The 8,013-nt window shown below is 63.8% G+C and carries 7 protein-coding genes and 1 pseudogene; 6 read left to right on the forward strand and 2 right to left on the reverse strand.

Annotated elements, in window-relative coordinates; genetic code table 11:
- Window positions 1-236: 236 nt before the first annotated feature.
- The 6 genes from urtA (at window position 237) to EOD07_RS37650 (ending at window position 6,600) form a co-directional block, all read left to right on the forward strand.
- Entirely contained in the window at window positions 237-1,547 is a 1,311-nt protein-coding gene (urtA, locus tag EOD07_RS14180; RefSeq protein WP_127235918.1) for an urea ABC transporter substrate-binding protein, read from the forward strand.
- 207 nt (window positions 1,548-1,754) lie between these two features.
- Window positions 1,755-3,371 (forward strand): urea ABC transporter permease subunit UrtB, encoded by a 1,617-nt coding sequence (gene urtB / locus EOD07_RS14185; protein ID WP_127235919.1) that lies wholly within the window; start codon window positions 1,755-1,757, stop codon window positions 3,369-3,371.
- A complete protein-coding gene (urtC, locus tag EOD07_RS14190; RefSeq protein WP_127235920.1) occupies window positions 3,368-4,591 on the forward strand; it encodes an urea ABC transporter permease subunit UrtC in 1,224 nt (407 codons plus the stop codon). Before urtB ends, urtC begins: the two co-directional genes overlap by 4 nt.
- 6 nt (window positions 4,592-4,597) lie before the next feature.
- The gene (urtD, locus tag EOD07_RS14195) at window positions 4,598-5,344 is read left to right on the forward strand and encodes an urea ABC transporter ATP-binding protein UrtD (protein ID WP_127235921.1); all 747 of its coding nucleotides are present in this window, start codon (window positions 4,598-4,600) and stop codon (window positions 5,342-5,344) included.
- Window positions 5,345-5,414: 70 nt separating this feature from the next.
- Window positions 5,415-6,110 (forward strand): urea ABC transporter ATP-binding subunit UrtE, encoded by a 696-nt coding sequence (gene urtE, locus EOD07_RS14200; protein WP_041000655.1) that lies wholly within the window; start codon window positions 5,415-5,417, stop codon window positions 6,108-6,110.
- Between the two features lie 313 nt (window positions 6,111-6,423).
- Complete coding sequence (locus EOD07_RS37650) at window positions 6,424-6,600, forward strand: hypothetical protein (RefSeq protein ID WP_164772243.1); 177 nt, start codon at window positions 6,424-6,426, stop codon at window positions 6,598-6,600.
- 23 nt (window positions 6,601-6,623) lie between these two features.
- Here EOD07_RS37650 and EOD07_RS14205 read toward each other — a convergent pair whose 3' ends face one another.
- Both EOD07_RS14205 and EOD07_RS38520 read right to left on the reverse strand, forming a co-directional pair.
- The gene (locus tag EOD07_RS14205; protein ID WP_127235922.1) at window positions 6,624-7,769 is read right to left on the reverse strand and encodes a GGDEF domain-containing protein; all 1,146 of its coding nucleotides are present in this window, start codon (window positions 7,767-7,769) and stop codon (window positions 6,624-6,626) included.
- Between the two features lie 112 nt (window positions 7,770-7,881).
- A pseudogene (locus tag EOD07_RS38520) lies at window positions 7,882-8,013 on the reverse strand (DUF72 domain-containing protein); the annotation flags it as partial.

Genomic DNA, 8,013 nt, shown 5'->3' on the forward strand with positions numbered 1-8,013 from the left:
CTTGGCGTCATGATGAAAGTTTGAGCATTTTTACCATTTGGGCAAAATCTAGGCAGCGTTGCGTAAACTTTTCTCAGTCCGCTGCATCGCAGCGGATGCGAAAAGTTTCCCGGCTGCCGGATAACCAGCTGTAATCGCTTCGTTATCCCGAAATTTCGTTGAACGCATTCCCGTCTGGCACGTCGTTTGCACCGCTAATATTGCGGTGCAAACAACCAAGCTTGGGAGCGTGTCATATGAGGGGTAACTTCGCGAAAATAACAAAGATCCTGTCGGCGGGCGTCGTCGCGGCCGGCCTGCTGGTGTCGGCGTCCGCCAAGGCGGCGGAAGACACGATCAAGGTCGGCATCCTCCATTCGCTGTCGGGGACCATGGCGATTTCGGAGACGACGTTGAAGGACGTCATGCTGATGCTGATCGAGGAGCAGAACGCCAAGGGCGGCCTACTCGGCAAGAAACTGGAAGCCGTGGTGGTAGACCCGGCGTCCAACTGGCCGCTGTTCGCGGAGAAGGCGCGCGAGCTGATCTCGAAGGACAAGGTCGCGGCCGTGTTCGGTTGCTGGACCTCGGTGTCGCGCAAGTCGGTGCTGCCGGTGTTCTCGGAGCTCGACAACATCCTGTTCTATCCCGTCCAATATGAGGGCGAGGAGAGCGAGCGCAACGTCTTCTACACCGGCGCTGCCCCGAACCAGCAGGCCATTCCGGCCGTCGATTACCTGATGAGCGCCGATGGCGGCTCGGTGAAGCGCTGGGTGCTCGAAGGCACCGACTACGTCTATCCGCGCACCACCAACAAGATCCTCGAGGCCTATTTGAAGGCGAAGGGCGTGCCGACGGAAGACATCATGGTCAACTACACGCCATTCGGCTTCTCCGACTGGCAGACCGAGGTCTCGGCGATCAAGAAATTCGGCTCGGCCGGCAAGAAGACGGCCGTGGTCTCGACCGTCAATGGCGACGCCAACGTGCCCTTCTACAAGGAACTCGGCAACCAGGGCATCAAGGCCGAAGACATCCCGGTCATGGCCTTCTCGGTCGGCGAGGAGGAACTCGCCGGTCTCGACACCGGCCCGCTGGTCGGCCATCTCGCCGCCTGGAACTACTTCGAGAGCGTCGACACGCCGGCGAACAAGAAGTTCATCGACGACTGGCACAAGTTCATCAAGAACGACAAGCGCACCACCAACGACCCGATGGAAGCCCATTACATCGGCTTCAACATGTGGGTGAAGGCGGTCGAGAAGGCCGGCACCACCGACCCGGACAAGGTCATCGACGCCATGGTCGGCGTTTCGGTGCCGAACCTGACCGGCGGCTATTCGACGATGATGCCGAACCACCACATCACCAAGCCGGTGCTGATCGGCGAAATCCAGGCCGATGGCCAGTTCGAGACCGTCTCGCAGACGCCCGGCCTCGTGATGGGCGACGAGTGGTCGGACTATCTGCCGGATTCCAAGGACCTGATCTCCGATTGGCGCGCCCCGCTGAGCTGCGGCAACTTCAACGTCAAGACGGGGAAGTGCGGCGGCAAGGGGACCAACTGATCCAGGTCCAGGTCCAGGTCCAGGTCCAGGTCTCCTAATCCTCCCAGGTCTGGCGGATCGAGGAGTGGCCCCACGATCCGAGACCGCTGCCCGGGCGGGCCTTTCAGTCCGCCCGGGCAAGATCACCGAAACCAAGATTGCGCAATTCCGGAAAACCGCTTCGCACCTTTCCTGGAATTGCATGAGAAAGCCGGTTTGAAGACGACAATGCTATTGCTGCGCGCAATTGGTCTGATGTTGCTGCTGACGATGGCAAGCCTGTTGCCGTCGCAAGCCGCCGAGGCCGATCTGCGCGCGACGATCGCCAAGTTCGCGGCCGCCAGCGGTTTCTCGGCAACCGAGGCGGTCGTGCGCGAGCTGACTGCCAGCGGCGATCCAGCTGTCGAGCGCCCGCTTTCGGCGCTGGCCGATGGCAATCTCTACATCCGCAAGAGCGACTCCCAGGTGTTCGTCGGCAAGGAGGCGGGAGATGGCATCGAATTGCTCGACCCGCTGAGCGGCAAAAAGGTGGCCGACGCCGCCAAGACCGATCTCACCAAGATCAAGGTCAACAATGGACTGCGCCGCACGATCCGCGACGCGCTGGGCACGCTGACGTTGCGGGCCAAGGACGCGAGCGTGCGCCTTGCCGCGGCGATGACCATGTTCAAGACGCCCGATGCCGCGAATATCGAGCCGCTTGATGCCGCGATCGCCGCGGAGACCGATCCCGGCGTGAAAACCCTGTTTGAGCAGGCACGCTCCGCGTCGGTCCTGGTTTCGGACAAGCCCGAAGCCGACAAGCTCGCGGCCATCCCGGTCATCGCCGCGCGCGGCGACCGCGATGCGCTTTCGTTGCTGACTTCGGTCGATGCCAATGCTCAGGGCGCGGTCAAGGACGCCGCGAACGCCGCGATCGGACATATCAACTCCAAGCTCGCCTTGTGGGATGCCGGCCAGAACATCTGGTACGGCATTTCGCTGGGATCGGTGCTGCTGCTCGCGGCGATCGGGCTTGCCATCACCTTCGGCGTCATGGGCGTCATCAACATGGCGCATGGCGAGATGGTGATGCTCGGCGCCTATACCACCTTCGTCGTCCAGCAGGTGATCCGCACCTCGTTTCCCGGCCTGTTCGACTGGTCGCTGGTGATCGCGCTGCCGCTCGCCTTCCTTGTGGCGGGGCTGGTTGGGCTAGCGATCGAGCGCGGCATCATTCGCTTCCTCTATGGCCGACCGCTGGAGACGCTTCTGGCCACGTGGGGCGTCTCGCTGATCCTGCAGCAGGCGGTGCGCACCATCTTCGGACCGACCAACCAGGAGGTCGGCAACCCGTCATGGATGTCGGGATCCTTCGATGTCGGCCAGCTCGCCATCACCTGGAATCGGCTGTGGATCCTGGTGTTTGCGCTCGCCGTGTTCGCGGTGCTGCTCTACGTCATGAAGCGCACGCCCTGGGGGCTGCAGATGCGCGCCGTCACCGCCAACCGCCGCATGGCCGCCTCGATGGGCATCAGGACGCCCTGGGTCGACGCGCTGACCTTCGCGCTCGGCTCCGGCATCGCCGGCATCGCCGGTGTGGCGCTCAGCCAGATCGACAATGTCTCGCCCAATCTCGGCCGTGGCTACATCATCGACAGTTTCATGGTCGTTGTCTTCGGCGGCGTCGGCAATCTGTGGGGCACGCTGGTCGGCGCCTTCTCGCTCGGCATCGTCAACAAGTTCCTCGAGCCCTATGCCGGCGCGGTGCTCGGCAAGATCGTCGTGCTCGTGCTGATCATCCTGTTCATCCAGAAACGCCCGCGCGGCCTGTTCGCGCTGAGGGGCAGGGCGGTGGAAGCATGATCGCGCAGCGCTTCTTTTCCGCCGACCGCCGGATCGCCTTCACCATCCTCGCTTTGCTGGCAGCCGCCATCATCGTGCCGCTGCTTAACCTCGCGGTGTCGCCGCAAAGCGCCTTCTACATCCCGCCCTACATCGTGGCGCTGGTCGGCAAATATCTCTGCTACGCGCTGCTCGCGCTCGCGCTCGATCTCGTCTGGGGTTATTGCGGCATCCTTTCGCTTGGCCACGGCGCCTTCTTCGCGCTCGGTGGCTATGCGATGGGCATGTATCTGATGCGCCAGATCGGCTCGCGCGGCGTCTACGGCAATCCGATCCTGCCCGATTTCATGGTGTTCCTGAACTACAAGGAGCTGCCCTGGTTCTGGTACGGCTTCGATCATTTCTGGTTTGCGGCGCTCATGGTCCTTGCGGTGCCGGGCCTGCTCGCCTTCGTCTTCGGCTGGTTCGCCTTCCGTAGCCGCGTCACCGGCGTGTATCTCTCGATCATCACCCAGGCGATGACCTATGCGCTGCTGCTCGCCTTCTTCCGCAACGACATGGGATTCGGCGGCAACAACGGCCTGACCGATTTCAAGGATATTCTCGGCTTCGCCGTGCAGGCGGACGCGACGCGCTCGGCGCTGTTCGCCGCCAGCGCCGTCACTCTGGCGCTGGCCGTCTTCGTCACGGCGGCGATCGTGCGCTCCAAATACGGCAAGCTGCTGGTAGCGGTGCGCGATGCCGAGAGCCGCACCCGCTTCCTCGGCTGGCGGGCCGAGAACGTCAAGCTGTTCGCCTTCACCGTCTCGGCAATCATGGCCGGCATCGCCGGCGCGCTCTACGTGCCGCAGGTCGGCATCATCAATCCCGGCGAATTCGATCCGGCCAACTCGATCGAGGTGGTGATCTGGACCGCCGTCGGCGGGCGCGGCACCATCGTCGGCCCGATCCTCGGCGCGTTGCTGGTCAATGCCGGCAAATCCTGGTTCACCGGCGTACTGCCGGAATTCTGGCTGTTCGCGCTGGGCGGGCTGTTCGTCGCCGTCACGCTGCTTTTGCCCAAGGGCATCGTCGGCATGTGGGACGGCTGGCGCGGCAAGGCGAAGGCGCTGCGCGCGGCTTCGCTTGGCGCCGAGGCCGGGGTCGATCCTGACGCACCGGAGCCGAAGATCGTGCGTTCGGCGGCGAGGACACCGGGCGCTTGGTCCGCTGCCGGCGCCGAACCGCAGCCGGCGGAGTGAACGATCATGAGCAAGTCGAACACCATCCTCTATCTCGACGGCGTCTCGGTTTCCTTCGACGGTTTTCGCGCCATCAACAACCTGTCGCTGGTGCTCGACAAAGGCGAGATGCGCGCGATCATCGGCCCCAACGGCGCCGGCAAGACGACGATGATGGACATCGTCACCGGCAAGACGCGGCCGGACGAGGGTGAAGTGTTCTTCGACGGCCAGGTGGATCTCACCCGGCATGACGAGGCCGAGATCGCCATGATGGGCATCGGCCGCAAGTTCCAGAAGCCGACAGTCTTCGAGAGCCACAGCGTCGAGGACAATCTCATGCTGGCGCTGAAGGGGCCGCGCTCGATCTTTCCGGCGCTGTTCCACCGCAGTTCCGCCGCCGAGGCGCGGCGCATCGACGACATACTCGGCATCATCCGTCTCGGCGACAAGCGCGACGAACTCGCCGCCAATCTCAGCCACGGCCAGAAGCAGTGGCTGGAGATCGGCATGCTGCTCGCGCAGGACCCGAAGCTGCTGCTCGTCGACGAGCCGGTCGCCGGCATGACCGATGCCGAGACCGAGGAGACCGCGCGCCTGCTCAAGGACATCGCCCGCGACCATTCGGTGGTCGTCGTCGAGCACGACATGCATTTCGTGCGCGAGCTTGGCGTCAAGGTCACCTGCCTGCATGAAGGCTCGGTGCTGTCGGAAGGCACGCTCGACTTCGTCTCGGCGGACGAGCGCGTCGTCGAAGTCTATCTGGGGCGATGAGCATGGTCTGGCGGGTTCCGTTCTTCCGTTTCGATTTCTCTTTCCTGAAGCGCTGGAGGAGAGGCTGACCATGCTCGAAGTCTCCAACGCCACGCTGCATTACGGCGCCGCCCAGGCGCTGCGCGGCGTTTCGCTGAAGGCGGGCGCCGGCAAGATCACCTGCGTGCTCGGCCGCAATGGCGTCGGCAAGACCAGTTTGATGAGATCCATCGTCGGCCACCACCGGCTGACGAGCGGAAGCGTTGCCTTCGAGGGGAAGGCGCTCGACCGGAGCGCGGCGTATGACCGCGCCCGGTCGGGCATCGCATTCGTACCGCAGGGCAGGGAGGTTTTTCCGCTGCTCACGGTGCGCGAGAACCTGGAATCCGGCTTCGCGCCTTTGCGGCGCGCCGACCGCAATATCCCTGCCCATGTCTTCGAGCTGTTTCCGGTGCTGAAGCAGATGCTCGGCCGCCGCGGCGGCGACCTGTCCGGCGGCCAGCAGCAGCAACTCGCCATCGGCCGGGCGCTGGTGATGCGGCCGAAGCTCCTGGTGCTCGACGAACCCACCGAAGGCATCCAGCCCTCGATCATCAAGGATATCGGCCGCGCCATCCGCTATTTGCGCGACCAGGCGGGGATCGCCGTGCTTCTGGTCGAGCAGTATCTCGATTTCTGTCGCGAGCTTGCCGACGAGGTCAACATCATGGATCGCGGCCAGATCGTGCATACAGGGCCGGCGGAAGACCTCGATAGGGCGGATGTGCGGAAGTTCCTGACAGTGTAGCCTGGGTCGTCGCCATTCCAAATTCTACGCCGTAAATGACGCTCGGAAGTAACGGAATGGATCCTTGGGTCTTCGCTCCGTTTCGCGTCGTTGCGCCCAAGGATGACGAAGTTGTTGAGCGCTCTGGCGCGCTCAATACCACATGCTAGTCTTTTCTTGGCCTTGGTGAGTCGGCCGCTTTCCGTATCAGTCGCGAATGAAGGGGGAAGGCGCGCGGTCACCGCCCGCAAGTTCCACGCAAGCAAGCCTGCCTAGCTTTCCTCCCAGTGATTGTCGGTCAACGCGTCCAAAAGATTCGTGCCAGGGGACGGCGATGGAACGTTTTGTCGAGGACTATCAGAAGCGGCGCCTCACCGATCGCGACGATATCATGACGGCGATCAACATCCTGATGTCGCAAGGCTATGACGAGGACGATCTGCTGGGCGAAATGACCAAGGTCTTCTACGTCGATCTCGACGCCTTCAACGAAGTGATCGCCCACCACTGAGGGCGAGCACGGGGCCGTAAAGGTCACCCGGCACGGCGGAAGTCGAGCACGCGGTTGCGGCCACCGCGTTTGGCGGCATAGAGCGCCTTGTCGGCGGCGCTGAGGACCTTGTCGAAGCTCATGCCATCGCTGCTGCCGAAGGCGAAGCCGGCGCTGACCGTGCAGCGCAACGGCCCGGTCTCCGTCTCGACGGTACGCGCGGCGAAGGCGGCCCTGACACGTTCGGCCGTCGCCTCGGCCGTCTCGGGCAAGGTGCGCCTCAGCACCATCGCGAATTCCTCGCCGCCCATGCGGGCGACGGAGTCGTTCGGACGCAGGTCGGTGGAGAGCACCTGGGCGAAGACCTTCAGCACCTCGTCGCCGGCGGCGTGGCCGAACTGATCGTTGATCGCCTTGAAGCCGTCGAGGTCGAACACCACCACCGCCGTGAAAGCGCTGACCGGTGCCTTGCCGTGCAGGTCGAACAAAGCGCGGCGGTTGAGCAGGCCGGTCAAGGCGTCGGTCTGCGCCTCGCGCTGATGATGGCGGGCGTGCCGCCCCTGGTTGAGCGCCAGCGACAATGCGCCGATGCCGGTCATGGAGGCGATGACGATGACGAGGCTCAGATCCTCCGCCCAGTTGCTCGGCGCATGGCCGAGGACGAGCTTGCCGTCCCATGCCAGCACGGCCGCGCACAGCACGAAGGATGCCGCGGTCAGCGAGTAGAGCAGCGCCACGCCGATGAGATGGACGGGCGCTTCCGCGCGGCCTCGCCAATATTCATAGGCGGTTCCGAACAGGAGCAGCGCGGCCAGCGCGTTCTCCAGCATGAAACCCAGTCCGTCATAGCCGAGGGCCATGGGCGGCAGCGCGAGAGCATAGGAAATGCCGGCGCAGAGCGCGATCAGCGGCAAGGGCGAGCGCCTGGTCCTGAATTGATAGGCAGCACCCAGCATGACCGAGAAGCCCAGCAAGAGCAGCGCCAGCGTCAGCACGCCGAGCGCCGTTCCGGGCCTTGCGATATAGGCGTCGTAGGCAAAGACCTCGACCACCACGACCAGCACGCTGACTGCCCAGGTCAAAAGGAACTTGTCGGAACGCGCGGCCATCCAGGTTCCGAACAGGGTGAGGCTGAGGCAAGCGGCGGAGAAGCCGACGGCCAGAAGCAATGAATTGTAGTCGAGCAGCATGCACGCGTCCTTGCCGGCGCCGGGCTTCTGCAACCTGACGTAGGTCCATTAGTGCAGCAAGGAAGTATCGATTACGTTACGATCGCCGCGAAGATTGTGGGGTTTGCCCTTATCAGTTCGCCACCCGCTTCATCAGCGCCATGGCGCCGAACGGGGCGCGCACCTTGCCTTCGGTGATGAAGTAGGCGAACACGTCGCGCGGCTTGACCGGCGCATCGGTCTTGGGATCGGCGCGCGGCAGGTC

The sequence above is a fragment of the Mesorhizobium sp. M2C.T.Ca.TU.002.02.1.1 genome (assembly GCF_003997225.1).

Coding starts and splice junctions, on each gene's coding strand:
- urtA (WP_127235918.1), top strand. CDS start 237: ATGAGGGGTAACTTCGCGAAAATAACAAAGATCCTGTCGGCGGGCGTC.
- urtB (WP_127235919.1), top strand. CDS start 1,755: ATGCTATTGCTGCGCGCAATTGGTCTGATGTTGCTGCTGACGATGGCA.
- urtC (WP_127235920.1), top strand. CDS start 3,368: ATGATCGCGCAGCGCTTCTTTTCCGCCGACCGCCGGATCGCCTTCACC.
- urtD (WP_127235921.1), top strand. CDS start 4,598: ATGAGCAAGTCGAACACCATCCTCTATCTCGACGGCGTCTCGGTTTCC.
- urtE (WP_041000655.1), top strand. CDS start 5,415: ATGCTCGAAGTCTCCAACGCCACGCTGCATTACGGCGCCGCCCAGGCG.
- EOD07_RS37650 (WP_164772243.1), top strand. CDS start 6,424: ATGGAACGTTTTGTCGAGGACTATCAGAAGCGGCGCCTCACCGATCGC.
- EOD07_RS14205 (WP_127235922.1), bottom strand. CDS start 7,769: ATGCTGCTCGACTACAATTCATTGCTTCTGGCCGTCGGCTTCTCCGCC.